Source organism: Micrococcus sp. EYE_212, assembly GCF_023147585.1.
GTDB lineage: Bacteria > Actinomycetota > Actinomycetes > Actinomycetales > Micrococcaceae > Micrococcus.
On sequence record NZ_JAHXOZ010000012.1, the window covers coordinates 21,128 to 47,359 of the forward strand.

Annotated in this window: 22 protein-coding genes and 2 pseudogenes; 13 read left to right on the forward strand and 11 right to left on the reverse strand. The window is 73.2% G+C overall.

Translation table 11 applies throughout. The annotated features are described in order from the left end of the window. Positions 1 to 57: 57 nt before the first annotated feature. The 3 genes from KZX60_RS08760 to KZX60_RS08770 all read right to left on the reverse strand — a co-directional run bounded on the left by KZX60_RS08760 (position 58) and on the right by KZX60_RS08770 (position 4,482). Positions 58 to 1,242: an amidohydrolase gene (locus tag KZX60_RS08760; RefSeq protein WP_248117490.1), complete on the reverse strand. Its 1,185-nt coding sequence runs from the start codon at positions 1,240 to 1,242 to the stop codon at positions 58 to 60. A 29-nt stretch (positions 1,243 to 1,271) separates the two neighbouring features. Then, complete coding sequence (locus KZX60_RS08765) at positions 1,272 to 2,843, reverse strand: AbgT family transporter (protein ID WP_248117492.1); 1,572 nt, start codon at positions 2,841 to 2,843, stop codon at positions 1,272 to 1,274. Positions 2,844 to 2,967: 124 nt separating this feature from the next. After that, positions 2,968 to 4,482 carry an acetyl-CoA hydrolase/transferase family protein gene (locus KZX60_RS08770; protein WP_248117494.1) on the reverse strand — a complete coding sequence of 505 codons (1,515 nt, stop codon included), beginning with the start codon at positions 4,480 to 4,482 and terminating at the stop codon, positions 2,968 to 2,970. A gap of 68 nt (positions 4,483 to 4,550) precedes the next feature. Here KZX60_RS08770 and KZX60_RS08775 point away from each other — a divergent pair, with 68 nt between their 5' ends. From KZX60_RS08775 to KZX60_RS08800, 6 genes are all read left to right on the forward strand, one after another. Then, a complete protein-coding gene (locus tag KZX60_RS08775) occupies positions 4,551 to 5,114 on the forward strand; it encodes a mismatch-specific DNA-glycosylase (protein WP_248117496.1) in 564 nt (187 codons plus the stop codon). A gap of 261 nt (positions 5,115 to 5,375) precedes the next feature. Then, entirely contained in the window at positions 5,376 to 6,710 is a 1,335-nt protein-coding gene (locus KZX60_RS08780) for a DUF4921 family protein (RefSeq protein WP_248117498.1), read from the forward strand. Positions 6,711 to 6,743: 33 nt separating this feature from the next. Then, complete coding sequence (locus tag KZX60_RS08785) at positions 6,744 to 8,402, forward strand: AarF/UbiB family protein (RefSeq protein ID WP_248117500.1); 1,659 nt, start codon at positions 6,744 to 6,746, stop codon at positions 8,400 to 8,402. A gap of 5 nt (positions 8,403 to 8,407) precedes the next feature. Next, positions 8,408 to 8,635, forward strand: a complete 228-nt coding sequence (locus tag KZX60_RS08790; RefSeq protein ID WP_248117502.1) for a hypothetical protein — start codon at positions 8,408 to 8,410, stop codon at positions 8,633 to 8,635. Between the two features lie 89 nt (positions 8,636 to 8,724). After that, on the forward strand, positions 8,725 to 10,179 hold the full coding sequence (locus tag KZX60_RS08795) for a serine hydrolase (RefSeq protein WP_248117509.1): 1,455 nt from the start codon (positions 8,725 to 8,727) through the stop codon (positions 10,177 to 10,179). A 102-nt stretch (positions 10,180 to 10,281) separates the two neighbouring features. Further along, positions 10,282 to 11,265, forward strand: coding sequence for a cation diffusion facilitator family transporter (locus KZX60_RS08800; protein ID WP_248117511.1), 984 nt, complete (start codon positions 10,282 to 10,284; stop codon positions 11,263 to 11,265). Positions 11,266 to 11,285: 20 nt separating this feature from the next. Here KZX60_RS08800 and arfB read toward each other — a convergent pair whose 3' ends face one another. After that, complete coding sequence (gene arfB, locus KZX60_RS08805) at positions 11,286 to 11,726, reverse strand: alternative ribosome rescue aminoacyl-tRNA hydrolase ArfB (protein ID WP_248117513.1); 441 nt, start codon at positions 11,724 to 11,726, stop codon at positions 11,286 to 11,288. A gap of 254 nt (positions 11,727 to 11,980) precedes the next feature. On the opposite strand from arfB, the gene KZX60_RS08810 reads away from it, so the two are divergent. Beyond that, positions 11,981 to 13,072, forward strand: coding sequence for a hypothetical protein (locus KZX60_RS08810; protein ID WP_248117515.1), 1,092 nt, complete (start codon positions 11,981 to 11,983; stop codon positions 13,070 to 13,072). 13 nt (positions 13,073 to 13,085) lie between these two features. Continuing rightward, positions 13,086 to 13,280, forward strand: a pseudogene (locus tag KZX60_RS08815) (alkylphosphonate utilization protein); the annotation flags it as partial. 40 nt (positions 13,281 to 13,320) lie between these two features. Here the strand turns inward: KZX60_RS08815 and KZX60_RS08820 are convergent. The 3 genes from KZX60_RS08820 to KZX60_RS08830 all read right to left on the reverse strand — a co-directional run bounded on the left by KZX60_RS08820 (position 13,321) and on the right by KZX60_RS08830 (position 18,145). Further along, positions 13,321 to 15,105 (reverse strand): bifunctional 3'-5' exonuclease/DNA polymerase, encoded by a 1,785-nt coding sequence (locus KZX60_RS08820; protein WP_248117519.1) that lies wholly within the window; start codon positions 15,103 to 15,105, stop codon positions 13,321 to 13,323. A 50-nt stretch (positions 15,106 to 15,155) separates the two neighbouring features. Further along, positions 15,156 to 16,445: a dicarboxylate/amino acid:cation symporter gene (locus tag KZX60_RS08825; protein WP_248117520.1), complete on the reverse strand. Its 1,290-nt coding sequence runs from the start codon at positions 16,443 to 16,445 to the stop codon at positions 15,156 to 15,158. A gap of 206 nt (positions 16,446 to 16,651) precedes the next feature. Further along, a complete protein-coding gene (locus KZX60_RS08830) occupies positions 16,652 to 18,145 on the reverse strand; it encodes an alkaline phosphatase D family protein (protein ID WP_248117656.1) in 1,494 nt (497 codons plus the stop codon). Between KZX60_RS08830 and KZX60_RS08835 the strand changes: the two genes are divergently transcribed. Further along, positions 18,134 to 19,597 carry a sugar porter family MFS transporter gene (locus tag KZX60_RS08835; protein WP_248117522.1) on the forward strand — a complete coding sequence of 488 codons (1,464 nt, stop codon included), beginning with the start codon at positions 18,134 to 18,136 and terminating at the stop codon, positions 19,595 to 19,597. The two genes, KZX60_RS08830 and KZX60_RS08835, sit on opposite strands and share 12 nt — an antisense overlap. Before the next feature lie 111 nt (positions 19,598 to 19,708). Continuing rightward, a complete protein-coding gene (locus KZX60_RS08840) occupies positions 19,709 to 20,551 on the forward strand; it encodes an alpha/beta fold hydrolase (RefSeq protein ID WP_248117524.1) in 843 nt (280 codons plus the stop codon). Between the two features lie 71 nt (positions 20,552 to 20,622). On the opposite strand, the gene KZX60_RS08845 is transcribed toward KZX60_RS08840, so the two are convergent. Further along, on the reverse strand, positions 20,623 to 21,570 hold the full coding sequence (locus tag KZX60_RS08845) for a DUF808 domain-containing protein (protein ID WP_248117526.1): 948 nt from the start codon (positions 21,568 to 21,570) through the stop codon (positions 20,623 to 20,625). Positions 21,571 to 21,716: 146 nt separating this feature from the next. Next, a pseudogene (locus KZX60_RS08850) lies at positions 21,717 to 22,145 on the reverse strand (ferritin); the annotation flags it as partial. A gap of 23 nt (positions 22,146 to 22,168) precedes the next feature. Here KZX60_RS08850 and KZX60_RS08855 point away from each other — a divergent pair. Continuing rightward, positions 22,169 to 22,675, forward strand: a complete 507-nt coding sequence (locus KZX60_RS08855) for a PACE efflux transporter (RefSeq protein ID WP_248117528.1) — start codon at positions 22,169 to 22,171, stop codon at positions 22,673 to 22,675. A gap of 4 nt (positions 22,676 to 22,679) precedes the next feature. Here KZX60_RS08855 and KZX60_RS08860 read toward each other — a convergent pair whose 3' ends face one another. Next, entirely contained in the window at positions 22,680 to 23,570 is an 891-nt protein-coding gene (locus tag KZX60_RS08860; RefSeq protein WP_248117530.1) for a patatin family protein, read from the reverse strand. An 82-nt stretch (positions 23,571 to 23,652) separates the two neighbouring features. Here KZX60_RS08860 and tpx point away from each other — a divergent pair, with 82 nt between their 5' ends. Next, positions 23,653 to 24,153 (forward strand): thiol peroxidase, encoded by a 501-nt coding sequence (gene tpx / locus KZX60_RS08865; protein WP_248117532.1) that lies wholly within the window; start codon positions 23,653 to 23,655, stop codon positions 24,151 to 24,153. A gap of 8 nt (positions 24,154 to 24,161) precedes the next feature. Further along, positions 24,162 to 25,394, forward strand: coding sequence for a S1C family serine protease (locus KZX60_RS08870; protein WP_248117540.1), 1,233 nt, complete (start codon positions 24,162 to 24,164; stop codon positions 25,392 to 25,394). A 21-nt stretch (positions 25,395 to 25,415) separates the two neighbouring features. Here KZX60_RS08870 and KZX60_RS08875 read toward each other — a convergent pair whose 3' ends face one another. Continuing rightward, entirely contained in the window at positions 25,416 to 26,213 is a 798-nt protein-coding gene (locus KZX60_RS08875) for a ZIP family metal transporter (protein ID WP_248117542.1), read from the reverse strand. Between the last annotated feature and the right edge of the window lie 19 nt (positions 26,214 to 26,232).

Sequence of the window (26,232 nt, forward strand, 5' to 3'; positions counted from 1 at the left end):
TCGCCGGTCCTGCGGCCCTGGGCCGGCTCCGGGCACGTGCCCGGAGCCGGCGTGATCTCACCCCGCCGCGAGGCGCGGCCCGTTCCGCAGGACCTCGACGACCAGCCGCAGGGCGATCGGGAAGGCGTCCTCATCCAGACCGAACCGCGGGTTGTGGTGACCTGCGTCGAAGCCCTTGGCGGCGTTGCCGGCCCCCACGAACACGTACGTGGCGGGCGCGGTCCGGGAGAAGGCCGCGAAGTCCTCGCCGCCGAGCATCGGCGGGTCGGTGATCACCGAGCCCGGGAACAGGTCCTCGCACAGCTCATGGACCACAGCGGTGCGGGCCGGGTCGTTCCACACCATGTCGTAGCCGCGCAGGTAGTCCAGCTCGCAGCGCAGACCGGGGTTCGCCGTCTCCAGGCCGCGGACCATGTCCCGCATCGCCGCCTCGACCGTGTCCCGCACGTCGTCGTCATGCGTGCGGACCACTCCACCGATGTGCGCCTCCGGCGGGTACACGTTCAGCGCCGACTGACGCCCGGCGTCCATCCAGGTGGTGGACACCACGCACGGGTCCAGGCCGGCCACCCGGCGGGACGGGATGAGCAGGAACTGCTGGATCAGGGAGCTGGCCGCGGTGACCACGTCCACGGCGTCCTCCGGGGTGGACGCGTGGGCGCCCTCGCCCCGCAGGTGCACCTCGAACAGGTCCGAGTTCGCCGAGGCCGGGCCGGGCTTGATGTCCACCGTGCCCGTGGGGAGGGTGCTCCAGTAGTGGAAGCCGAAGAAGTAGTCGACGTCCGCGAACCGGCCCGTCTCCACCATCTCCTTGGCGCCGCCGGGCGGGGTCTCCTCCGCATGCTGGAAGATGCCGAGCACGGTGCCGGTCAGCTCGTCCAGGTGATCGTGCGCCCAGACCAGGGCGGACATGATGGTGGCCGTGTGCCCGTCGTGACCGCAGCCGTGCATGCGACCCGGCGTCGTCGAGGCGAAGTCCAGGTCGGGGCGGTCCTCGGTCATGGCCAGCCCGTCGATGTCCGCGCGCAGACCCAGGGTGGGGCCGGGGCGGCCGGTGTCCAGGGTCACCACCAGGCTCGTCGGCGTGAGGTTCTCGAACGTGGCGCCCGGCAGGCGCGGCTCCAGCTCGGCACGGATGTAGCGGACGGTCTCGTGCTCCTCGAACGAGGCCTCCGGGTGCTGGTGCAGGTGACGGCGCCAGGCGACGAGCTGGTCCTGGTAGGCGTCGATGTCGGCGGACATGGGGGTCTCCTCTCGGTCGGGGCGGGACGTCACGGGGTGGGCAGGTGGATGGGGCCGTCCGGCCCCATCGGCCAGCCCAGCAGGTACCAGACGACCATCATGGCGGTCCACACCAGGCCCATCGCGAGCGAGTATGGCACCAGCGTGGAGATGAACGTGCCGATGCCGAGCTTCTTGTCGTAGCGCTGGGCGTAGGTCAGCACGAGGGCGAAGTACGGGAACATGGGCGTGATCGGGTTCGTGACGGCGTCGCCGATGCGGTACACCATCTGCGTGAACGCCGGGTGGTAGCCCAGCAGCATCATCATCGGGATGAAGATCGGCGCCAGGATCGCCCACTTGGCGGAGGCCGACCCGACGAAGAGGTTCACGACGGCGGAGATCGCGATGATCCCGAGGATCAGCACGATGCCGTCCTGGCCCTCGAGCAGTTCGGCGCCGCGGATGGCCAGGATGGCGCCCATGTTGGACGCGCTCACGTAGGACAGCAGCTGCGAGGCGAAGAACACGACGACGATGAAGCTGGCCATCGTGGCCATGGACTCCACCATCATGCGGGCGACGTCCGAGGAGCGCGTGATCGTCTTCGCCCGGACCCCGTAGACCAGCCCCGGGATGAAGAACGCCAGGGCAAGGATCAGCCCGATGCCGTTCATCAGGGGCGCGTCGGTGGTCAGGGAGCCGGTCTCGGCGTTGCGCAGGAACGAGCCCTGGGGGATGCAGGCGGCCACGACGAGCGCGGCGAACAGCGCCAGCGCCACCAGGGCCCAGCGGTTGGCCCGGCGCTGGACGTCGGTGATCTCCATGTCCCCGGCCTCGACGTCGTCCGCCTCCTGGTAGGTGCCCAGGCGGGGGATCGCGACCTTGGTGGTGATGAGCCACAGCACCGGCAGGAGGACGACGACGGAGGCGGCGATGAACCACCAGTTCATCGGGACGGTCGTCTCGATGTCGGGATCGATGATGACGGCGGCCTCCTGGGTGAAGCCCTGGACCAGGGCGTCGGACATGCCGATCATCAGGTTCGCCGCGAAGCCCCCGGTCGCGGCCGCGTAGGCCAGGGCGATGCCGGCGATCGGGTGCCAGCCCAGCTTGTGGAAGATCAGGGCGGCCAGCGGGGGCAGCACGATCGGGGCGGCGTCGCCGGCGACGTTGCCCAGCAATCCGATGAGCGCGATCGCGGGGATGATCAGGCCCTTGGGGGCGCTGGTCATGGACTGCGTCAGGCCGACCTCGAACCAGCCCGACCGCTCGGCCACGCCGATGCCCAGCATGATGATGAGCACCTGTCCCAGCGGGGCGAAGGCGCCGAAGGTCTTGGCGGCGTCGCCGATGACGACGCGCATGCCCTCCGTGCTGAGCAGATTGGTCGCCACGAGGGTCTCACCCGTGCCCGGGTGGACCGCGCTCCAGCCGCCCAGGCCGGCCACGGCGGACGCCACCAGGGTCAGGGCGCAGAGGCCCGCGAAGATGATGATCGGGTCCGGGAGCTTGTTGCCGCTCCATTCGATCACGTTGAGGAACCTGTTGAGCAGGCCCCCGGGGGCGCGATTCCGGGGTGAGGCGTCGGCGGCGGTGGACCCACCGGTGGGCGAGGTCATGGGACTCCTCCGAGGTGCGAGAGACGGTGAGACCTCGGCCACAGGGGCGAGGTACGGCTCATCGTAGGGTGCCCCGTCGCAGGTGTCCCGCAGGTGTCTCGTGGGTGTCCCGTCCGGCGGGCCGTCAGCCGTGACGCATCGTCCCGGTCTCGAGGAAGCGCTGGTGCCAGGACAGGGCCTCGCCCAGCAGGTGTGGGGTGTGCAGGCCGTCCGACCCGCGCATCGCGCGGTCGAAGTAGTCCCGCAGCTGCTCCCTGTAGTCCGGGTGCGCGCACGTGTCGATGATCGTGCGGGCGCGCTGCTTGGGGGAGAGGCCGCGCAGGTCGGCCAGGCCCTGCTCGGTGACCAGCACGTGCACGTCGTGCTCGGTGTGGTCCACGTGGGAGACCATCGGCACGATGCAGGAGATCGCCCCGTTCTTCGCGACGGACGGCGTGAGGAAGAACGAGGTGAACGCGTTGCGGGCGAAGTCGCCGGAGCCGCCGAGGCCGTTCATCATCTTCGTGCCCATGAGGTGCGTGGAGTTCAGGTTGCCGTAGAGGTCGGCCTCGAGCATGCCGTTCATCGCCAGGATGCCGAGGCGGCGCACGAGCTCCGGGTGGTTGGAGATCTCCTGGGTGCGGATGATGAGCTTGTCCCGGTACTGGTTCACGTGGGAGTTGAAGCGCTCGGCGGCCTCCGTGGAGAGCGAGAACGCCGTGCACGAGGCCATGGAGAGGGTTCCCGAGTCCAGCGCGTCGAGCATGCCGTCCTGCACCACCTCGGTGAAGGCGGTCAGCCCGTGGAAGCGGGACTTCACGAGTTCGGCCATCACGGCGTTCGCCACGTTGCCCACGCCCGACTGCAACGGCAGCAGGCGCTCGTCGTACCGGCCCTGGGCCACCTCGTGCTCGAAGAACTCCACGAGGTGCTGGGCGATGGCCACCGAGTCGGCGTCGGCGGGCTTGAACGCCGAGTTGCGGTCCGGCGCATGGGTCTCGACGACGGCCACCACCTTGGCCGGATCCACGCCGAAGTCCGTGACGCCGATGCGATCCGCCGGGTGGGTGACCCCGACCGGCTTGCGGTGCGGCGGCAGGGCGGTCTCGTAGTAGACGTCGTGCAGGCCGTCCAGGTCCTCGCTCTGCCACGAGTTCACCTCGAGGATCACCTGGTCTGCGAGGTCCAGCCAGGACTTGTTGTTGCCCACGGACGAGCTCGGCACGAGCCGGCCGTTCTCCCGGATCGCGGACACCTCGACCACGGCGGTGTGCATCGGGCCGTAGAAGCCCTCCCACACGGTCTGGGCCAGGTGGGAGAGGTGCGTGTCGATGTACTCCGTCTCACCCGCGTTGATCCTCGCGCGCATCGTGGGGTCCGTGTTGAACGGGGTGCGCAGCGCGACGCCGTCGGCCTCGGCGAGCGCGCCGTCCATCTCCGTGGACGTGGAGGCGCCGGTGTGGAGGTTGATGCGGAAGTCCTCGCCGCGGGCGTGCGCGGCCTTGATGCGCTCGGCGAGCGCCATGGGCACGGCCTTCGGGTAGCCCGATCCGGTGAAGCCGCTCATGCCCACCGTGGTCCCCGGCTGGATGAACGCCGCCGCCTCCGCCGCGGACATCACCTTGGCCTTCAGTCCGGGATGATGGATGCGAGACGACATGGAGCCTCCAGGGGCGTGATGCGGACGAGGACGGGCAAGGGCCAGGGTACCTGTGCCAGGGTGTCGGCATGCGCTTCACCCAGGCCGAGCTCCAGGAGTTCCGCGACCGCACCGTGCCGGACCTGCTCCCGGACCCGCTGCGCCTGCTGTTCGTGGGCATCAACCCGAGCCTGTGGAGCGCCGCCACGGGCGCGCACTTCGGCCGACCCGGCAACCGCTTCTACCCGGCCCTGCACCGGGCCGGCATCACCTCGCACCTCATCGACGCCTCCGGCGGCTATCCCGACGTCGGCCTGGCCGAGCTCCGGGCGAAGGGCATCGGCATCTCCAACCTGGTCCCGCGGGCCACGGCCCGCGCCGACGAGCTCGTGCGGGCCGAGCTCGAGGCCGCCCCCGCCCGGCTGGACGCCCTCGTCACCGCGCACGCGCCCGCCGCCGTCGCGGTGCTGGGGGTGACCTCCTACCGGACGGCGTTCGGCGTGCCGAAGGCGCGCCTGGGGGAGCAGGACTCGCCGTGGCCGAGCACCCGCCTGTTCGTGGCGCCGAATCCGAGCGGGCTCAATGCCCACGCGACGCTGGACTCGCTCGCCGCGGACTACCGGGCGATCGCGAGCGCGGCGGGGACCCTGTAGACGAGGTCAGCTGCGCGCCCGAGTCTGGGCGAAGGACGCAGACCACCGCCATCCGTGGCAGCAGGCAGACGCATCGGCGCCTCACCGCTCCGGCGTCGGAACGTCGGTCCCGTCGTGGTCAGCGAAATCCGGCAGACGCTCGCGCCGCGGATGGCCCGGTGAGCCGAGACGGCACGGGAGGGGCCGCTAGCCTGGTCCCGACGCCGACGCCGACGCCGACGCCGACGCCGACGCCGCCGCCGCCGCCCCGCGAGGAGAGCCATGCTCCAGCCCCACCAGCACGCGCCGCAGTTCCTCCGCACCATGGCGGACGGCACGATCAAGCAGGTCAACCCGTTCAGCGGCACCGAGGTGTGGACCGTCCCGGGGCGGGCCAACCGCCCGCTGGGGCTCGCGCGGCCGGAGCCGCGCCCCCTCGATCCGGCTGAGCACGACCGTCACTGCGCGTTCTGCGCGGGGCGATACCTGGAGACCCCGCCGGAGAAAGCCCGCGTCGTCCGCGGCGCGGGAGGGTCCTTCGAGACCCTCGCCGGCCTCGGTGCTGAGCACCTCTTCGACACCGTCGCCGCGTTCCGCCGGGTCCCCAACCTCTTCGAGATCCTCAGCTACGACTACTGGCGCGCCAACTACGGCTACGCGCTCACGACGGCGGCGCGGCGCCACCGCGATGACTACCTCGCCTCGGAGGCCGGCCGGGCCCACGTGCGCGCCGTCGTCGAGACGAAGCTGCGGGCCGCGGGGAGGAGCCCCGACGAGATCGACGCGATGTCCGAGGACGAGACGATCGATGCGGCCTCGGGGTTCTTCGGCGGCGGGCACGACGTGATCATCGCCCGGCGCCACTACGTGGACGGCGCCGCGGACGACCACCGGCTGGCCAGCGCCGGCACGCTGACCCTGGACGAGCACCACGCGTTCATCGCCTTCACCGCGGAGGCCGCCCGCGCGCTGTACGAGGCCAACCGCGACGTCCGCTACGTCTCGGTGTTCCAGAACTGGCTCAAGCCCGCCGGCGCCTCCTTCGACCACCTGCACAAGCAGCTGGTGGCCATCGACGAGCGTGGAGCGCAGAACGAGGCGGTGCTCGCGCGGCTGCGCGCCGACCCGAACGTCTTCAACGAGGACGCCGTCAACTACGCGGCCCGCCACAACCTGGTGATCGCGGAGAACGAGCACGCCGTCATGTTCGCCGGCTTCGGGCACCGCTACCCGACCCTCGAGGTGTACTCCAAGAGCGCGGAGTCGGATCCGTGGGCCCAGGCGCCCGAGGAGCTGCGCGGCATGTCCGACCTGCTCCACGCCGCCCACGCCGCGACCGGCGCGGACGTGCCCTGCAACGAGGAGTGGCACACCCGCCCGGCCGACGTCGAGGCCGGCATGCCGTGGCGGGTGTGCCTCAAGTGGCGTGTCTCCACGCTGGCCGGCTTCGAGGGCGCGACGAAGATCAACGTCAACGCGGTCAGCCCGTACGGCGTGCGAGACCGCGTGGTGGACCGGCTCTTCTCCCTCCGGGCCGAGGGGACGGTGGCGCCGGACATGCTGATCGCCGCCGAGGCGCCGTGCCGGCCGAACATGCTGCGCTACGCCAGGCGGTAGGGGCGGGCCGTCCCCTCGCGTAGCGTGGACCCCATGGCCCGCCAGCTCCAGCGCTACCGTGAGATCGCCCACGTCATGTCCCGGAACGGCCTCTACGCGACGGCCGTGCAGGCCGGGCTCGGCCGCTGGCTGCCCGCCACGGACCGGCAGGCTCACCTGGGAGGCGTCGACGCCGCCGCCCGCCCCGAGCTCGTGGTGCGCACCTTCGAGGAGCTCGGGACCACGTTCGTGAAGCTGGGCCAGCTGATCTCGACCCGGCCCGACCTCTTCCCGGAGAGCTACTGCCGTGCGTTCGCCCGGTTGACGGACAGCACCACCCCGATCCCGTTCGAGGCGCTCGCCGAGACCGTGCGCGAGGACTTCGGGGCCTCCGTGGACGAGATCTTCGCGTGGTTCGACACGACGCCGCTGGCGACCGCCTCGATCGGCCAGGCGCACCTGGCGCGGCTGCGGGACGGGCGTGACGTCGTCGTGAAGATCCGCAAGCCCGGCGTGGTGGAGGAGGTCCAGACCGACCTGGAGATCCTGCGGACGCTGGCCGGGCGCCTCTCCCGTGCCTTCCGGACACTGCAGGACATGGACATCGTGGGGATGGTGGAGCAGTTCGACCGCTCCCTGCGGGCCGAGCTGGACTACCTCGTGGAGGCGCGGGCGTGCGAGGAGATCGCGGCCAACTTCGCCGGCACTCCGGGCGTGCGCTTCCCGTGGATCGACTGGGAGACCACGTCCTCGCGCGTGCTGACCATGCAGCGCCTCTCCGGCCTGCGGGTGGACGACGTCGACGCCCTGGACGCCGCCGGCGTGGACCGGGAGGACCTCGCCTACCGCGCCGCCGACGTCCTGCTGCGCATGGTGTTCGAGCACGGGGTGTTCCACGCGGACCCTCATGCGGGCAACCTGTTCATCGAGTCCGACGGCACGATCGGGTTCATCGACTTCGGCTCCGTCGGCCGGATCAGCCCCGCTGTCCGACGCCAGTTCGCCCGCATGGCGATGGCGTTCGCGAGCCAGGACACCGACGGGCTCGTGCGGGGGCTCCTGGAGATCGCGCCTCCGCGAGGCACCGTGGACCGGCGCCGCCTGCGCTGGGAGGTCTTCCGCATCACCTCCCGCCTCGACGGCGCCGAGCTCGCGGAGATCCGCGTGGACCAGATCGTCTCCCAGGTCTTCGCGATCGTGCGGCACCACCGGCTGGCGCTGCCGCCGGAGCTCGTGCAGCTGTGCCGGATGCTGATCATCGTGGACGGCGTCGGCGTGCGGCTCCACCCGGGCTTCGACTACTCCTTCGTCCTCACCCCGTTCGCCGCGCGCATGGCCGGGGAGCATCTGAACCCCCGGCGCCTCGCCGCACGCGTGGCCGGCGCAGCCGCGGCTGCGGCCGAGCTCGGCTTCGACCTGCCCGGGTACGCGCGCAAGTTCCTCGAGCGCCTCGACGACGGCGGCGTGGACGTGAACCTCAAGACCGGCGAGCTCGAGCCCCTCGTCGCCCGCGTCGAGCGCACGGGGGACCGGATCGTGGCCGCGATGGTGGTGGCCGCGATGATCTCCGGCGGCACCAACGTGCTCGTGGCCTACAAGGACCAGCTCGGCCGGTACGCGGCGCCCGTGGTCGCCGCCGGAGGAGCCGCGCTCACCGGCGGCAGCGTCTACCTGGCGTGGACCGGGCGTCCGCGGCGCAAGCCCCGGCGCTGAGGGCCGTGTCGCGCCGAGCGGAGGAGGCCGACGCCCCGCCGATCCCCTCGCTCGCCGAGGTCGAATGGATGCGGCAGGGGCGCAGCGCCCCCGAGCACCCCTCGAGCGAGCGTCCCACCGCGAGCCGGCAGGACGCGGCCGCCACGTCGAACTCGCTGTGCAGGCGTGTGCGTCCCTGCGCAAGGGAGTACCGGCGCCGCGTGCGGCTGACGCGCTGGGCCGTCGTCGTGTAGCCCACCGAGGTGCTCTCGAAGGCGAGGGTGCGCCGGTCGACACCGGCGGTGCCCTCCAGCGCCTCGGCCCGGTCGTAGGGTGGGTGACCATGGTCACCCGCACGCCGCCGCAGCTCACCCCCGCCCGCCTCCGCGAGATCGCCCCCTACCTCTCCCGATGGATCGCCACGCAGGTGGAGACCCGCCAGGTCCCGGGCGCTCAGGTCGCCGTCCGGATCGGGGACGAGCTGGTCCTCTCCGAGGCGTTCGGCGTCGCGGACGAGTCCTCGGGCGATCCCCTCACCACGGACCACCTCTTCCGGGTGGCCAGCCACTCCAAGACGTTCACCGCCGTCGCCGTGCTGCGCCTCGTCGAGGACGGTCGCCTGCGGCTGGACGACACCGTGGCCGACCTCCTCCCGCGCTGCGCGGACACCCCCCTCGCAGGCGCCACCGTCCGCGAGCTGCTCAGCCATACCTCCGGCGCGATCCGCGACGGCGTGGACGCCGACTTCTGGGTGCTCGACGAGGACTTCCTCGACCCGGAGGCCCTCCTCGCGGTCGTCCGGGAGCACGGCGCCGCCTATGCCCCGCAGGAGCACTTCAAGTACTCGAACATCGGCTACGGGGTCCTCGGCGCGATCATCGAGCAGGTCACGGGCCGGGACTACGCCGAGCACGTGGCGGACGACGTCGTCGCGCGCCTGGGCCTGACGGACACCCACCCCGAGCTCACGGACGAGCTCGACCGCCGTGCCGCCGTCGGCCACACCCGCGCGCACGGCACGGGCCGCGACCGCCGGCGCGTGACCATCGACCAGGCCACCACCGGCGCGCTCGCGGCCGCCACCGGCTTCGTCTCCCGCGCCGAGGAGCTCAGCAGGTTCTTCGGCGCCCTCGCGCTGGGGCGCAGGGAACTCCTCACCGACCGCACCCTGCGCCTCATGCACCGCGCCGAGGCCACGTTCGAGCGCGTCACCGGCACGGGCACCTACGGACTCGGCCTCATCGGAACGACGGTGGGGGAGCGGCGGATGGTCGGCCACTCGGGCGGGTTCCCCGGGCAGATCACCCGCACGCTCGTGGACCCGACGGACGGGCTCGCGGTCTGCGTCCTCACCAACGCGGTGGACGGGCCGGCCGAGTCGCTCGCCGTCGGGCTCCTTCAGCTCGTGGACCTGCTCACGGCGCCCGCCGCGGACTGGCAGGCCCTGCCCGACGGCGTCGCACCCGCCGATCTGGACCGCCTCACCGGCCGCTACGTCTCGCTGTGGGGGGAGATGGACATCGTGCGCGGCGGTGACCGGCTCGTCCGCCTCGACCCCACCACCCCCGGCCCCCTCGACGCGAAGGAGGAGCTGCGCGCCCTGGACGCCACCACGCTGCGCGTGGAGGACACGGACGGCTTCGGCGCCGCGGGGGAGCGCATCCCCTTCGAGCTCGACGACGACGGGCGTGTCACCCGGGTGCGCGTCACCGGCGTCAGCAGCTGGCCCGAGGAGGCGTTCCTGGCCCGGCGCGGCGAGCACTGGGCGCGGGGGGACGCCGGGTCCGCCCAGGAGTGAGGCGCGCCGACCGACCGCGAGCTCCATGAGTGACGGATTTCGCGCGGCCGGCACGGCCCTCCGCGCGGGGAATTCGGGCCGGAAGGGAGCAGACTTCTGCCCATGAGTCACACCGGCCTCGAGGAAGCACCCAGGACGACGTCGCAGGACGGAGGCGGCGAGGGCCTGCTGACCGTCCTCATCGCCCTCGGCGTGAACGCGGCGATCGCGATCGTGAAGTCGGTGGTCGGCGCGATCACCGGATCGGCGGCCATGGTCGCGGAGGCCGCGCACTCGTGGGCGGACGCCGGCAACGAGGTCTTCCTGCTCCTCGCGGAGAAGCGGGCGGTCAAGGCCGCGGACGAGCGGCACCCCCTCGGCTACGGCCGCGCCGCCTACGTGTGGTCCATGGTCGCGGCGTTCGGCCTGTTCGCCGTCGGCGCCGCCGTCTCCGTGTGGCACGGCATCTCGGTGTGGGGCGTGGACGAGGGGGAGTCGGACTACACGCTCGCGTACATCGTGCTCGCCGTCGCCTTCGTGCTCGAGGGCTACTCCTTCCTCAACGCGCATCGCCGCGTGAACAGGGACGCCGAGGAACGGCGCATCAGCCGCTTCCAGTTCCTCCAGCGCACCTCCGACCCCACGCTCCGTGCGGTGTGGGTGGAGGACGCCTCGGCCCTCACGGGCCTCGTGATCGCCGCGGCGGCCATGTTCCTGCACCAGGTCACGGGCGACGCCCGCTGGGACGCCGTCGGCTCCATCCTCGTGGGCGTCCTGCTCGGCGTCGTGGCGGTCTTCCTGCTCGCCCGCAACATGGCGTTCCTCGTCGGCGAGGTGGGTGACCCGGCCGTGCGCGCCCGCGCGCTGCGCTGGCTCCAGGAGCGGCCCGAGGTCGTCTCGGTCAGCTACCTGCACCTCGAGTACGTCGGGCCGGAGCGCATGCTCATCGTGGGGGCGGTGGACCTGGCCGGGGACGAGCGTGAGAGTGAGGCCGCGATGATGCTGCAGCGCGTCGAGGACACCCTGCTCGAGCACCCGAACGTCGCCGCGGTCGTGCTCTCGCTCTCCAACCCGGGCCACGCCCCGCTGGCCCTGGACGAGGGCTGAGGGTCTCCGCGCGTCAGCGCTCAGTGCGTCTCAGGGCGCCGGCGCGCCTGCTTGACCTCGCCGCGCTGCCGCTTCGCCTCGAGGCGGCGGCGCTGGGACCCGCGCGTGGGCTTCGTGGGCCGGCGGGGCACGGGCGGAGCGATCGCGTCCCGGACCAGACCGGCGAGGCGCTCGCGGGCGGCCGCGCGGTTGCGCCGCTGGGAGCGGTGCTCGTGAGCCTCGACGGTCAGGACCGTTCCGTGCAGCCTCGTGGCCAGGCGGTCGAGGGCCCGCGCGCGCTGGGCCTCGTCGAGCGCTGTGGTCGTGGCGAGGTCGAGGCTGAGCTGGACGCGGGAGTCCGCGGTGTTCACGCCCTGCCCGCCCGGCCCCGACGCGTGGGAGAACCGCTCCGTCAGCTCGTCGGCGGGCACCCGGAGCCCGCGCGGTGCGCCGGGGCCGGGGCGGACGCGCAGCTCATCCACGGCGCCGCCCGGAATCGGCTCGCCGGGCCCAGGCGGGGGCGGGGCGCCGTCGGCGCGGGGTCAGGGGGTGCATCCACCCAGGATCCCACCGGCCCTCTCCGGGCGCCACGACGGCGCGGGCTCTCTGGTCCGCGGACCTGCCGACGGGGGCCGTGCGGCGCACCGGGGAGGCGGCCACGCCTGTTAGCGTTCATGCTGGGCGGGCCGTGAGCGGACGGCCCGCCGTCGGCCACGCACGAGGGGACAGGACCGTCATGAGGAAGACCACCACGATCGCCGCACTGGGACTGGCGGGGGCGCTCACGCTCTCCGGCTGCGGGATGTTCGAGCCGAAGCCGGACGAGGTCCTGCGCTCCGCCTTCGAGGACGTCGACGCACAGAAGCAGCGCCGCACCGAGATCCGCACCACGGCGAGCGAAGAGCAGCTGCGCCACGCGATGGAGTCCGCCGACGGAGCGATGTCCCCTGAGGACCGCGAGTCGCTCGACCGTGTGATCACCACGCTCCGGGACACCACGGTCGTGATGGACGTGCGCAGCACCACGGACCAGACGCTCGGCACCCTCGCCCGGCCGGAGGACATGGACTGGGGCATGGACGTGAAGGTGAAGGACTCCATGGTCCTCCAGGCGCTCGAGACCGGGGACATGGACCTGTTCGTCCGGGCGGACCTGCCGGCGCTCATGCGGCTGAGCGGCAGCGCAGAGGCCCCGACGCTCGCGGAGATGCAGAGCCAGCTCGACGCGATCCCCTCCGGCATGGAGTGGATGCGCACCCTGGTCACCGGCGGGTGGCTCGGTCTCGACAGCACCCTGGCCGAGCAGGTCACCCAGGGCCTCGAGGAGCAGGCCGGCGTGGACACGGAGGGCCTCACGGGGGAGGAGCGGCAGCAGCTGCAGGACGCCCTCCTGGACCACAGCGACACGGAGAAGGTGGAGGACGGCCGCTACCGCATGCGCCTGCGCGTGAAGGAGTACGTCGAGGCGAACAAGGACCTCGTGGGCAAGCACCTCGCCGCGCAGAGCGGCGAGGAGACCCCGGACGTGGACGAGCTGCTCGCCCGGCTCAACGACGGCACCCTGGACATGGTCTACACCGTGGAGGACACCGTGATGCGTCGGGTCGAGACGGACCCGATGCAGTTCGCCGACCTGATGGAGCCGGCGGCGGACGCCACGGAGGAGGAGCGGCAGCAGCTCCAGCGCATGCGCGACTCCGAGATGCCCATCGCCCTGGACCTCTCCGAGGACGTGCGGGACTTCGCGGTGCCGGACGGCGCCGTGCGCCTCACGCAGCAGGACCTCATGATGCTCTCGCTCATGACGAGCGGCGCCCTGCCGTCCTGACGGCCCTCGCACCGGCGCCCTCCTGACGTGCCCCATGTGCGGCCACGAATGGTCCGCCGAGGAGGGCGACGCGCCCGCGGAGGCCGAGGCCGCCGTCGTGACCCGGGACGCGGTGGGCAATCCGCTGGCCGACGGGGACGACATCGCGGCGAAGGTGCCGGGCGCGGGCCAGATGTACCTGAAGTCCTCGGTGGTGAAGAAGGCGTGAGCGGCCCCGCCGGCGCCGCGCGCGTCGTGGGCAGGTCCCGTCACTTCGCCTCGGCGTAGGACCCCATGCTCGCCACGGTGAGCGGGAAGTCCACGGGTGCCTGCCCGAACAGCAGGCGCCCCGCCGCCGTCGCCGCGTCCGCCACGAGGGCGCGCACCGCCTCGGCCTCCTCCGCGGGTCCGTGGAGGACCACCTCGTCGTGCACGAAGAACACCAGCTGCGTGGCCATCCCCGCGGCCCGCAGCCGCCGGCGGATCTCGCCCATCCAGCACAGCGCCCACTCGGCCGCGGTGCCCTGCACCACGAAGTTGCGCGTGAAGCGCCCGGCCGAGCGCCGCCGACGTCGGGCCGAGGACTCGGCCGCCTGCGTGGACACGTCCGCCACCGACTCGAGCCATTCCCCATCCGGTGCCGGCGACCAGCGGCCCAGCCACGTGGAGACCTGACCCCCGGCCTCGCCCACCGCGGCCGCGCGCTCGAGCAGGCCGATCGCGGCCGGGTAGAGGCGGCGCAGGTGCGGCATGAGCGCGGCGGAGTCGCCCGTCGTCGCCCCGTACATCGCCCCGAGCAGCGCCACCTTGGCGCGGGCGCGGTCGGCCAGCGCGGTGCCCGCGGCGCGTCCCTGCTCGGCGACCTCGCGGTACAGGTCCGGGGTGGTGCCGGCCCGGGCAAGCGCTTCGTCGCGGGCCATCGCCGCGAGGATCCGCGGCTCCACCTGGGACGCGTCGGCCACCGTGAGGGTCCAGCCGGGATCCGCGCGCACGGCGTCGCGCACTCCGGAGGGCACCTGCATGGCGCCGCCCCCGTGGGCCGCCCAGCGGCCGGTGACGACGCCGCCCACCAGGTAGGTGGCGTGGAAGCGGCCGTCCTGGCCCACCCACTGGTCCAGCCAGTGCCAGCCGTTGGCGGTCCAGAGGCGGGCGAGCGCCTTGTACTCCATCACGGGCGCCAGGAGCGCGGCCCGCTCCTGGCGCGCCGCCCCGCCCTGCTCGATCCACCGGTTCAGCTCCCACTGCCGCGTGGACTCCACGGTGACTCCGGCCGTCTGCAGGGCCCGCAGGAGCGTGGGCTGCGAGTCCGGATTCATGCCGGGGGCCCCGAGGGCCGCGCCGATCCGCTCGGCGAGCGCCTGCAGCCGCGCAGGGCGCTCCCCCTCGGGCGGGCGCGGCCCCAGCTGCTCCGCCAGCAGGGCCTCGTGCACGGGCCGGCTCCACGGCAGGCCGGCGGCGCGGATCTCCGCGGCCACGAGGGCCCCCTGGGACTCGGCGGCCACGAGCAGGCGCAGCCGGTGGGGGTGCGCCGAGCGCTCGACCGCAGCGCGCTGGGCTCTCAGCTCCGCGGCAAGCATGAGCGCGTCCGGCCCGGTCTGCGCCGCGCCGGGCAGGTCGAAGAACGCGTCCTGGGCGGGATCGTGGCGGGGGCGGACGGCGGGGTCCTCGGGCTCGAGGACGGGGATCTCGCACACGGGCCGGTAGCCCGCGCCGCCCGAGCCGCCGGTCGGCCCCACCCCGCTGCCGGGGGCGGACGCGGCACGCGTCAGGATCCGCTGCACGAGCCCGAGGTCCCAGCAGCGGTCCACGTGCACGCCCGCGGCGATCCACGGCGCGTACGCCTCGGCCACTGAGGCCAGCACCCAGCGCACCTGCGCCGCCTCCGCGCCGAGGCGGGCAGGCAGGCCCCGGACGACGTCGGGCGCCTGGGCGCGGCGGAAGCGCACCGCGGGCTCGGGGGCGCCCTCGCCGTCCGGGACGACGACGGCGGACCACTCGTCCGGCGGCGCGGCCGCGCCGCCGGAGGCGGGGGAGGGGCCGAGGACGATGAGCATGCGCCCCATTGTCCTCGGCCGGGACGCGCAGGGGCGTCAGCCGCGCGGACTCAGTCGGCGGTCGTGAGGCCGGTGGGCTCCGTGGGGCCTGCGCCGCCCGTCGCCGCCGTGATGCGGTCGCCGGCGACACGGTCGACGATGAGCGCGATCGCGCCGTCGCCCGTCACGTTCGTGGCCGTGCCGAACGAGTCGATGGCGAGGTAGGTCGCCACCATGAGCGCGACCTGCGGCTCCGTGAAGCCGAGCATCGAGGCCAGTAGCCCCGACGCCGCCACGATCGCCCCGCCCGGCACGCCCGGCGCGGCCACCATCGTGATGCCCAGCATGAAGATGAAGCCGATCATCACGGGGACGTCCACGGCCTGGCCCGAGAGGACGAGCACGGCCAGGGAGAAGGAGACGATCTTGACCGTGGACCCGGCCAGGTGGATGGTCGCGGCGAGGGGCACCACGAAGGAGGCCACCGGACGGCGGACGCCGAGCGTGCCCACCTGGCGCAGGGTCACGGGGATGGTCGCGGCCGAGGACGAGGTGCCCAGCGCGGTGGCGTAGGCCGGGAGCATGGCCCGCAGGGCCGTGAACGGGTTCCGGCGCGCGACCGCGCCGGCCACGGCGAACTGCACGAGCAGCAGGACGAGCGTGAGGACGAAGACGAGGGCGATGACGCCCAGGAACGTGAGGACGACCTCGGCGACGCCTCCGGCGGCGGCCATCGTCAGGAACGTCGCGAAGACGTAGAACGGCAGCAGGGGCACGATCACGCCGCTGATCACCTTCTCGACGATGCTCCGCAGCTCCTCGAAGCCGTGCTGCAGGGTGCCCCGCGGGATCAGCGTCATGCCGATGCCCATCACGAACGCGAGCACGAGCGCGGTCATGACGCCGAACGGCGGCGCCATCTCCACCGTGAAGAAGGCCTCGGCCTGCCCTGCGGTGGGGTCGGTCACCGAGGAGATGGAGCCGGGCGTGAGGAGGTGCGGGAACACCGCGAGCCCGGCCGCCAGCCCGAGGAATCCGCCGAACACGGTGGAGGCGTAGGCGATCGCCGCGGTGAGCCCGAGCCACCGCCCGGCGCCGCGGCCCAGCTCGGCGATCGCCGGCGCCACGAGCGCGAGGATCAGGACCGGGACGATGAAGCCCAGGAACCCGCTGAAGAGCCCGGCGAAGGTGGCCGCGGTGCGGGCGAGCCAGTCGGGGGCGATCAGGCCGAGGACGATGCCCAGGACGATGCCGGTCAGGACGCGCGCGAGCAGGCCGAAGCGGGGGCGCCGAGCGGGGGCGGCGTCGGCCGTGGCGGGGGTGTCGAGGCGCGCGGCGTCCTCGGAGGGCGAGGGGGACATGGGCGAGACGCTAGCGCGACCCAGGCCGGGCGATGGGCGAACTCTCGTTCATTGCGGCCGGCGGCCATGCCCGTCACGACGGGCGGCCGCGGCTCCCGGTCCTGCGTCCCCGCCGCCTCCTCCCGGCACGCGCCGACGGCGACGCCTCCCCGCCCGGGGCGCGTCGCCGTCGTCGTGGGGAGCCGGGCCGGAGCCCGGCACCGGGGTCAGCGCGCGGTGAACGTGCGCGAGTAGACCGTGGTGCCCTGCGCGTTGATCAGGCGGACGCGGAACTCGTGGCCGTCCTCGGGGAGCTCCACGTGCCCGAAGTACTGGTGCTCGCCCGTGCGCGGGGAGCCCATGACGGGGCCGTGCGCCTCGAAGTCCAGGCGCGGGCCGAACGTGCCGTCCAGGGCGTTGGGCCCGAAGGAGCCGGCGTTGATGGGCCCGGCCACGAACTCCCAGAAGGGCTCGAAGTCGGTGAACGTCGCGCGCTCGGGGGAGTAGTGATGGGCCGCGCAGTCGTGCACGTCTCCGGTCAGGAACACGACGTTCTTCACGCCGTGGTCCTTGATCGCCTTGAGGAGGCGGGCCAGCTCGCGCTCGCGGCCCAGCGGGAGGTCGTTGGCGATCACCTTCCACGTGGCGGTGGAGGCGCGCAGCTCGCGGATGAGCCACTGCAGCTGCTCCTCGCCGAGGATCGGCGTCTCGGTCTGCTCGAGACCGGGGGTGTTCTCGCCCTTGAACGTGCGCATGTCGAGGGCGAAGACGTCGAGTGAGGGGCCGCGGGAGATCTTGCGGTGGATGCGGGCCGGCTCGAAGCCGTCACCGCCGCGCAGGGCGCGCCCGTCGGCGATCGGCATGTACTCCTGCCACGCGCGGCGGGCGCGGGCGGCGAGCGTGTCCACGTCCCTCACCTGCGTGTAGCGGGGGTCCTTGAGGACCTCGCCGGGCCACCAGTTGTTGGTGGTCTCGTGGTCGTCCCACTGGGCGAGCACGGGGACGTCCGCGTACATCTCGCGGAGGTTGACGTCCATCATGTTGTAGCGGTGACGGCCGCGGAACTCGTTCAGCGTCTCGGCCACCTTGGACGTCTTCTCGGTGGTGATGTTGCGCCACGTGGGCTCGCCCCTGACCTCCACGGTCTCGGGGATCGGGTTGTCGGCGTAGATCGTGTCCCCCGAATGGAGGAAGAAGTCCGGGTTGGTGGCGTGCATGGCCGCGTAGCCGCGCATGCCTCCGATCTCGGGGTTGATGCCGTACCCCTGGCCCGCGGTGTCCGCGGTCCACACGAAGGACTGCGCGGCGGTGGTCTTCTTCCCGAAGCGCGTGCCGGGGGCCGTGGTGAAGTGGGCGACGGCGGACTCGCCGAGGCGGCCCAGCTCGTCCTCGAACGCGTAGGTGACCTCGAAGCGGGTGCCGGGGGGCAGCCTGCCCGCGACGATCTTGGCGGTGTGGTCGGTCTGACCGGAGACCCAGCCCGAGCGCAGGGTCACGCCGTGCTGGAAGCGCCCGCGCAGCACCTGCCCGGACTCGTCCACGGCGCGGAGCACGGCGCGCAGGCGGGAGGTGCTCGAGCTGCGGGCCCACAGGACGGCGGAGTTCGACGACACCTCGCCCGTGGCCACGCCGGAGGGCAGCATGAGGCGGGAGGAGACGAGCCCGGAGTGCCGCGAGGCGGCCCCAGCGAAGACGGGAAGCGGCCCACCATGGCAGAGCAGCACGCCCCCGCGGGGCAGGTCACCTCGCGACTCAACGCCAGGGTGGTGGGCATCAGCCTCGCCGCCGCCCTCGGCGGGTTCATGTTCGGATTCGACACGTCGGTGATCAACGGTGCGGTGGACGCCCTCGCGGCGGACTTCGCGCTCGGCCCCGCCCTCACCGGCTTCGCGGTCTCCTCCGCGCTGATCGGCTGCGCGGTGGGCGCCTGGTTCGCCGGACCGCTGGCCAACCGCCGCGGCCGCATCCCCGTCATGGTGATCGCGGCCGTGCTCTTCCTCGTCTCGGCGATCGGCTCAGGCTTCGCCTTCGGGGTCGTGGACCTGATCCTGTGGCGTCTGGTCGGCGGACTCGGCGTCGGCGCCGCCTCGGTGATCGCACCGGCGTACATCGCGGAGGTCAGCCCGGCCCGGGTCCGCGGCCGGCTGGGATCGCTGCAGCAGCTGGCGATCGTTCTCGGCATCTTCGTGGCGCTCCTCTCGGACGCGCTGTTCGCCAACGTCGCCGGCGGCGCCGCCGAGACGCTGTGGTTCGGCATGCCGGCGTGGCGCTGGATGTTCCTCGCGGCGGCCGTGCCCGCGGTTCTCTACGGCGTCTGCTCCCTGCGCCTGCCCGAGTCACCGCGCTACCTCGTGGCCCGGGGCCGGCTCGACGACGCCGCCCACGTGCTGCGCGACTTCACCGGCGTCGCCGACCCGGCCCCCATGATCGAGGACATCCGCCGCTCGCTGAACTCCGAGCAGCGGGAGAGCCTGCGCGACCTGCGCGGGGGCGCCCTTGGCCTCAAGCCCATCGTGTGGGTCGGCATCCTGCTCTCCGTGTTCCAGCAGGCCGTGGGGATCAACGTGATCTTCTACTACTCCACCACGCTGTGGCGCTCGGTCGGCTTCGGCGAGTCCGACGCCCTGACGATCACGGTGATCACCTCCGTCACGAACATCGTGGTGACGCTGGTGGCCCTCGCCCTCGTGGACCGGGTGGGGCGCCGTCCGATGCTGCTGGTCGGCTCCGCGGGCATGGCCGTGAGCCTCGGCGCGATGGCCTACGCCTTCTCCACGGCCACGGCCGTCACCGCGGCCGACGGCTCCTCCTCGGTGGTGCTCGCCGCTCCCATGTCCACCGTCGCGCTGATCGCCGCGAACGCGTTCGTGGTGTTCTTCGGCGTCTCGTGGGGCCCCATCACGTGGGTCCTGCTCGGCGAGATGTTCCCCAACCGCATCCGCGCCGGGGCGCTCGCGGTGGCCGCGTCCGCCCAGTGGGTGGCCAACTTCGCGATCTCCACGACGTTCCCGGCGCTGGCGGACCTCGGCCTGATGTTCGCCTACGGCCTGTACGCGGTGATGGCAGCCCTCTCGTTCCTCTTCGTCGCCACGATGATCCCGGAGACCAAGGGGCGCGAGCTCGAGGACATGTCCGACGCGGCGCACACCCGGGCGCCCCGCGTGACCGGCTGAGGCCGGCGGCGGCCGGTGCCGGGTGCCCTCGCGGACGCGCCCCGTGTCCTCGAGGGCGCCGGAGGCGAGGACGCCGCGCCCCTCGGCCCGCGCGGCACTACCCTGGAGCCCGTGCCGACCACCGACTCCTCCTCCTCCCCGCTCACCGACGTCGAGCCCCTCGCCTCCACGACGGTGGGATCGGGCCCGCACCGCGTCGCATTCCTCCACGGCCTCATGGGCCGCGGCCGCAACTTCACGGGCGTGGCGAACGCGCTCGCCGACGACTTCACGCTCGAGCTCGTGGACCTCCCGGACCACGGCCAGTCGCCGTGGACCGACGCGGTGGACTACCCCGGGATGGCCGACCGCGTGGCCGAGCACCTGCGCGCCGGGCTCGCCGCGGACGGGCCCGTGCACCTGCTCGGCCACTCGATGGGCGGCAAGGTGGCCATGGTCCTCGCGCTGCGCCACCCCGATCTCGTGGAGCGGCTCGTGGTGGTGGACATCTCCCCGCGCATGTCCCCCTCGGCCACGGACGAGTTCGTGCACCTGCTCGGCACCATGCTGGAGATGGACCTCGGTGCCTACTCCACGCGCGCCGAGGCGGACGCGGCGATGGCCGAGCACGTCCACGACGAACGTGTGCGCGGCTTCCTCCTCCAGAACCTGCGCCGCGAGGGCGGGCACTTCTCATGGCAGCCCAACGTGCGGATGCTCTTCGAGCACCTCGAGGAGGTCGGGCGGTTCCCGGACCCGGTCGTCCCCGAGGACCCGGACCGCGTGTTCGACCACCCCGTGCTGTGGCTCGGCGGCGAGAAGTCGGACTACATCCTCGACGAGGACGTCCCGGAGATGAAGGCGCTCTTCCCGCGCGTCGTGCGCGTCATGGTCCGCGACGCCTCGCACTGGGTGCACGCCGACCAGCCGGAGGCGTTCGTCTCCGCCGTGCGTACCTTCCTCACGGCGGACTGACCTGCCCCCCCAGACGCCGAGGGCGCCGTCGGAGAGGATCCGACGGCGCCCTTCCTGCGTCCGACGCGGGGTCAGTGCTGCAGGGTCTCCTTCTTGCCCCGCAGGCGGCCCATCACGGCCATGACGGCCACGGCGACCGAGCCCCAGAGCAGGCCCCACAGGGCGGAGCTCAGGGTCTCCACGAGCCAGCCGACCACGGAGCCGGCGGCCTGGGTGACGGGCTCCACGAGGTGGTGCTGGGCGTCGTACAGCCACGGCAGGCCGAGCGCCGAGAGCTCCATCAGCACGATGTGGCCGCCCACCCACAGCATCGCGACGGTGCCGATCACGGTGATCACGGTCATCACGATGGGCATGGCCTTCACCAGGCCGTGGCCGAACGAGCGGGCACCGGAGGTGCGGGCGTTCTGGTTCATGTGCAGGCCGACGTCGTCCATCTTCACGATCAGCCCCACCACCCCGTACACGCCCACGGTGATGACGACGGCCACCACCGCCAGGATCGCCGCCTTCATCCAGAAGCCCAGGTCGGCCACCTCGTTCATGGAGATGACCATGATCTCCAGGGACAGGATGAAGTCCGTGGTGATGGCCCCGCGCACCACGGTGTCCTCGGCCTCCGGACCCCGCTCGACGGCGGGCTCCTCGTCGTCGGCATGCCCGTGGCCGGTGAGTTTGCCCCACACCTTGTGCGCGCCCTCATAGGACAGGTAGGTGCCGCCGGCCAGCAGCAGCCACGGCAGGATCCAGGGGGCGAGCCAGTCGAGCAGCAGCAGCGCGGGCAGGATGAACACGAGCTTGTTGCGCAGGGAGCCCTTGGTGATCCGCCAGATCATCGGCAGCTCGCGGGCCGGGGCCGCGCCGGCCAGGTACTGCGGGGTCACCGCGGCGTCGTCGACCACCACGCCCGCCGCCTTGGCCGCGGCGCGTCCCGCTCCGGCGGCCACGTCGTCCACGCTCGCGGCGGCGAGGCGGGCGAGGGCGGCGACGTCGTCGAGCAGGGCTACGAGTCCAACCATGGTTCCTCCTGGGGTGGGGCCGACGGGCGCGCCGGTGCGCGGACAGGGCGCAGGTCGAGCATAGCGGCGAGGACGGACACGGCACCGACCCGGTCCCGTGGGGGACCGGGCCGGTGCGTGCGCGGCCGACGAGGCCGCCGGTGGGCTCAGGCGTCGTTCTCGGTGGTCTCCACGGGACGGGAGCCCAGGCGGCTGTCGATGCGGAGCAGGCCCGAGCCGTCGTCGCCGACGAGCTCGAGCTGGCCCACGATCTCGGAGACGGTGGCCTCCTCCTCGATCTGCTCGTCCAGGAACCAGTTCAGCAGCGGGCGCGAGTTGAGGTCGCCCGCGGACTCGGTGGCCCGGTACAGCTCGCGGATCGCCTCGGAGACCTTCTGCTCGTGCGCGAGCGCGGCCCGGAAGATCTCCAGGGCGGTCATGCTCTTCGCCTCGGGCGGGGCGGCGATCGCGCCGATGCGGGCGAAGCCGTCGCGGTCCGTGACGTGGTCGATGAACGTGTTGGCGTGGACGATCTCCTCGTCCGCCTGATGGCGCAGCCACGCGGCCATGCCGGAGAGCTCGAGGTCGTCGGCGGCGGAAGTCGCTAGGGTGAGCCGCGATGCCCACCGATCCCGTCCTCTCCCCGTCCTCTCCCCGCGGCCCCGGCGGCCGCCGCGCCCTCGTGGCCCGCCGGGTCTTCCGCACGCCGCTGCAGCGCCGCGTCGTGTACGCCGTGGTCTTCGAGGCGCTGGCCATCCTCTTCACCACGGGGATCCTGGCGGCGCTGGGCAAGCCCGGAGGGTCCTCGCTCGCGGTCGCCGTGGTGTCCTCGACCGTGGCGCTGATCTGGAACGTGGTCTACAACTCCCTCTTCGAGCGGTGGGAGCGCACCGCGGGCATCGCCGGCCGCCCCTGGTGGGTGCGCGCCCTGCACGCGGTGGGGTTCGAGGGGGGTCTCATCCTCTTCCTCGTCCCCGCTGTGGCGCTCATCCTCGGTGTGAGCCTGTGGGAGGCGTTCCTCATCGAGGCGGGCCTGCTGGTGTTCTTCCTCGTCTATGCGGCCGTGTACGCGTTCGTGTTCGACTCGGTGTTCGGGCTGCCCGACTCGGCCGGCGGCGCCGGGTGAGCCCTCAGAGCCCCAGGAACTCCCGGATCGCGGGCATCTCGCGGCGCGCCTGCTCCAGCCCGAGCGCGTGGGCCGCCGCCAGCTTCGCCACGGAGCGCTCGCCGTTGGCGACCGGCATGGTCTCCGGGACGAACAGGTAGGCGTCGCCGGAGCGCTCCATCTCGAAGAGGCGCTCGCGCGTGGCGTTGTAGCGCCGCCACCGCGTGAGGAGGGCCTCGGCCACGGCCGGGTAGCGGCGGAAGGTCCGCTGGTAGAAGGCGGGGAAGCGCTCGGGTCGCTTCACGTACCCGCGCTCGCGGGTCATCACGACGAGCAGCTTCGTGAACCCCGCCCGATCCGCGGCCGTGACGGGCACGCCGCCGTCCACGCCGAGGGCGCCGTCCACGAAGACCGTGCCCTCCGCGTGCACGGGGGGCATGAGCACCGGCATCGTGGAGGAGGCGCGCACGCGCACCATCAGGTCGCCGAGCGAGGTCATGTCGGAGCGGTCCCACCAGCGGGTCTCGCCGGTGCGGGCGTCGAAGCCGGCCAGCACGAGGCGGGCCGGGTTGGCCTCGAACGTGGCGAAGTCGAAGGGCAGGTCCGCCTCCGGCAGCCCGGCGTGCTCATAGATGTACTCGGCGTTGAACAGGCCCTTGCCGCGCACCCACGTGCGCCAGTTCCCGAACCTCGGGTCGTCCGCGAAGTCCACGAACGCGGCGCGGGCCCGCTCGGCGTCCCGCGCCAGGTAGTTCACCGAGTTGGAGGAGCCGGCCGAGATCCCGGCCACGAAGTCCACGTGGATCCGCTCGCGCAGCAGCTCGGCCACCACGGCGGAGGTGTAGGAGGCGCGCATGCCGCCCCCCTCGAACAGCAGCGCGACGTCGGTGACGTTCGAGGTCAGGGGTTCATGCACGGCGGCTCTCTCCTGTTCGCCCACCGCCGACTCCGGGCGCGGACGCGCCGCGGCGGCTCGCGCTCATCCTAGGCTGTCCACCATGGCGACCACCCACTTCCGCGGCACCCCCGTCCACACCGTCGGCGAGCTCCCCTCGCCCGGTGAGCAGGCTCCGGCGTTCACGCTCGTCGGCCAGGACCTCGCCCCCGTGTCCCTCGCGGACCTGACGGGACGCACGGTGGTGCTCAACGTCTTCCCCTCCCTGGACACGGGGGTGTGCGCCGCCTCGGTGCGGACCTTCAACGAGCGCGCGGCGGACCTGGAGGACACCACGGTCCTCGCCGTCTCCGCTGACCTGCCGTTCGCCGCCGCCCGCTTCTGCTCCGCCGAGGGCATCGAGAACGTGCGCCCGGCCTCCGTGTTCCGCTCCGACTTCGGGGCCGTCTACGGCGTCGAGCTGGCGGACGGCCCCATGGCCGGGCTGCTGGCGCGCGCCGTCGTCGTGGTGGACCCGGAGGGCCGCGTGGTGCACACCGAGCTGGTCCCCGAGATCACCGCGGAGCCGGACTACGAGGCGGCGCTGGCCGCCGTGCGCGCCTGAGCACGGCCATGCCTCCGTCGGGCGGGCCGCCCGCCGGATGGCCTCCCCGCGGCGCCCGACGACGCCGCTCCCCGCTGGCGACGCTCGTCTCCGTCCTGGGCGTGCTCGGCGCGATCGTCCTCGCGGTGGGCGTCACCCTCCTCGTGACCGGTGAGATCCGGGACCTGGCCGCGGCCGACCGCCCGTCGGCGTCCTCCGCGGGGCGGTCCGACGCCGGCGCGGGCGGCGCCGCCCCGCCCGCCGCGGACGCGAGCGGGCTGACCGCAGCGCTCGAGGGCGCCCACGACGGGATCGCCGTCGACTGGTCCGCCCCCGGGGGGAGCGGCGAGGGCCTGGACGCGGGCGTGGAGGTCACCGACGCGCCCGGGGTGCTGCTGGTGGACACGGTGCTGGGCTCGATGATGGGCACGGGCACCGGGATCGTGCTCTCCGCGGACGGGCTCGCGGTGACCAACTACCACGTGGTGGAGGACTCCTCCCGTGTCTTCGTGACCGTGGCGGACACCGGGGAGCGTCACGCGGCCACCGTGCTCGGCCGGGACGCCCAGCACGACATCGCGGTGCTGGACGTCGACGGCGTGGACGACCTGGAGGTCGCGAGCGTGTCCACGGGCCCGCTCCGCCGCGGCGCCGAGGTGGCGGCCGTGGGCAACGGCAGCGGGCAGGGGTTCCTCACCGCGGTGCGGGGCGAGGTGCTCGGCACCGGCCGCTCGATCATGGCCGCCACCGAGGGCACGGACGACTACGCGCGCCTCACCGGTCTGGTCCAGACGGACGCGGACGTGGTGCCGGGCTACTCCGGCGGCCCCCTCGTGGACGCGGACGGCCAGGTGGTGGCCGTGACCGTGGCCGCGAGCGACGGCACCACCGCGCAGGACGTGGACGGGTATGCGATCCCGTTGCCCGTGGCGCTCTCCGTCGTGGAGCAGGTGCTCTCCGGCGAGGAGACGGACACGGTGAGCATCGGCGCGGACGGCGCGCTGGGCATCGTCGTGGCCTCGGCGCCCGAGGGCGTCAGCGTCCTGGAGGTCGGCCCGGACTCCGCGGGGGAGGGGATCGGCCTGGTGCCGGGCGACCTCATCCTGGCGATCGACGGCCAGGACGTGGGCGGGGACGCCAGCGCGATGTCCCGCCTGGTGAACGACCACAACGTGGGGGCCCGCATCACCGTGACGTGGCAGACCGCGGGCGGCGAGGAACGCGAGGCCGAGGCCGTGCTGCAGGAGGCGCTCGTCCACTGAGCCGTGCGACGCAGGGTCGGGTCAGCCGAGCAGTGCGAGGGACAGGGCCATCACCGCGGCGCCGCTCAGCGCGCCCGCCCCGGCGGTGGGAAGGCCTCCGGCCGCGCGCGCCGCGGGCAGCAGGGCGGCCAGGCTGAGGGCCGTCATCACCCCGGCGACGGCGGCGAACACCACCGCCAGCAGGGCCGGGGTGATGAACGGGGAGAGCAGCAGGTAGAGCACCACGGCGCCGACGGGCTCCGCGAGCCCGGTGAGGGCCGCCCATCCGAATGCGCGCGCCCGCGATCCGGTGGCCTGGCGCACCGGGACGGCCACGGCCACGCCCTCCGGCACGTTGTGCACGGCCATCGCGACGGCGAGCGCCACGCCCACGGCCGGGTCCTGCAGCGTGCCGGCGAACGTGACGAACCCCTCGGGGGCGTTGTGCAGGCCGATCGCCCCGGCTGTCATCAGGCCCAGACGGTGCAGCCGCCGGGCGTCGAGGGCCGGGGAGGACGCGTCCGCCCGCGGGGACGCCGCCGGGAGGTCGGCGGGGCCGGGGAGGAGGCGGCTGAGGAGAAGGACCACGCCGGCGCCGGCCAGGACCGCGGCGGCGGCCGCGGGGAGGGCCAGCGGGCCGAGGCTCGGGGCCAGGTCCGCGACGGACGCGGGCACCATCTCGAGGGCAGACACGCCGACCATGACGCCCGCGGCCAGCCCCAGCGCGAACCCGAGCCCACGCCCCGTGGGCGGGCGCCCGACGACGGCGAGCAGGCCTCCCAGCACCGTCGCGGCGCCGGCGAAGCACGTCAGGGCCACAGCGGTCCAGAAGGGATCCACCCGACGATCACCTCCTGCG